This window comes from Methylobacterium sp. WL116, assembly GCF_008039455.1.
Lineage (GTDB): Bacteria > Pseudomonadota > Alphaproteobacteria > Rhizobiales > Beijerinckiaceae > Methylobacterium.
The window spans coordinates 1-1,458 of sequence record NZ_VRUV01000799.1 but is presented as its reverse complement, the minus strand read 5'-3'; the positions used below and the strand labels follow the sequence as shown (position 1 = coordinate 1,458).

2 protein-coding genes and 1 pseudogene are annotated in these 1,458 nt (G+C 64.5%); all 3 read left to right on the top strand.

Going from position 1 to position 1,458, the window contains the following annotated elements:
• Window positions 1-757: TolC family protein (locus FV223_RS27450; RefSeq protein ID WP_187276273.1), on the top strand; the 757-nt coding region annotated here is incomplete at its 5' end.
• Between the two features lie 14 nt (window positions 758-771).
• On the top strand, window positions 772-1,062 hold the full coding sequence (locus tag FV223_RS27445) for a LysR family transcriptional regulator (protein WP_147729850.1): 291 nt from the start codon (window positions 772-774) through the stop codon (window positions 1,060-1,062).
• Between the two features lie 158 nt (window positions 1,063-1,220).
• Window positions 1,221-1,458, top strand: a pseudogene (locus FV223_RS27440) (sugar phosphate nucleotidyltransferase); the annotation flags it as partial.

Sequence of the window (1,458 nt, the reverse complement as noted above, 5' to 3'; positions counted from 1 at the left end):
CACCAGCATCGGCACCTACCGCCAGAACATCGGCGTCGAGCCGCGCCAGCTCGCCCCGGGCCGCCCGCTCGACCGCTACGTGCCGCCCAACCTCGACGCAGCGATCGCGATCGGCCTGCAGGAGCATCCGCAGATCCTCTCGGCGCTGCACGCGGTTGACGCGGCCGAGGCGCAGGTGAAGGTCTACGAGGGGGTGCTGTATCCAACCGTCAGCCTATCCGGCTCAGTCAATCAGCGTTATGATCAGCAGATTGCCAATTCGAATGCTGTCGTTGCGGCAATCGTCGGGCGCGTGACGATCCCGCTGTACCAAGGCGGCCAGGAATACGCCCAGATCCGTCAGGCCAAGGAAACGGTCGGCCAGACCCGCATCCAGGCCGATCAAGTCCGTGACCAGGTCCGCGCCCAGGTGGTGGACTTCTGGGGCCGGCTCGAGGCCGCCAAGGCGCAGGTGATCGCCGCCCAGGCCCAGGTCCAGGCCAACGAGGTCGCGCTGAACGGCGTTCGCGAGGAAGCCCGCGTCGGACAGCGCACGACCCTCGACGTGCTCAACGCGCAGCAGGAACTGCTGAACGCCCGCGTGAACCTGATCACCGCCCAGCGCGACCGGGTGATCTACTCCTACGGCGTGGTCCAGGCGATCGGCCGGCTGACGGCGCGCTACACCGCGGTGCCGGTGGCCATCTACAGCGCCAAGACCCACTCCGATCAGGTCAAGGATCTCTGGTACGGCGTTCGTTCGCCGGACGGCCGCTGACGGTGGGATGGCACATGCCCAAGAAGCCGCGCGATCTGGCACAGCTCGATTGGGAAGACGTCCGCTTGTTCCTGGTCGTGACGGAAGCTGGATCGATCCGTGCTGCGGCCAAGCGGCTTGATGTGCACCATTCGACGGTGGCCCGCCGCGTGCTCAAACTCGAGGAAACGCTCAATCAGCGCCTGATCTGCGCCAGCTCGGCAGGCGTTTCGGCGTGTCACCTCACGCCGAAGGGCCACACCCTTCTCGAGCTTGCGCAATCCATGTTCGATACGGCCCAGAAAATCGGACATTTGCGAACTTAGAAGGCGACTTCATCCTTATTTTAGTGTTTTTCTCCTCCTACATAGCCAATAAGTACTTTGAACCGTGTGACGGGTGCTGGTTGCGCGCCTTGCGCTTTTCATGACTCTGAGATCTGGCTATCCTGCGGGCTGAGATTTCTGAAAGATTTGACTGCTAAATGGCTCATTCGTCTGCTGTGGTTCTTCCCTTCATCCTCTGCGGCGGTCGGGCACGCGGCTGTGGCCGGTATCGCGCGAGAGCATGCCGAAGCAGTTCGCGCGGCTGGTGGACGCGTCCGAATCGACGTTCCAGGCCACCGCGCGGCGGGTGGGCGACGCGGCGGTCTTCGCCCGGCCGGCGGTGATCGCGGCGGCCGAGTCGCGCTTCATCGTCGCCGAGCAGCTGGCCCAGGCCGG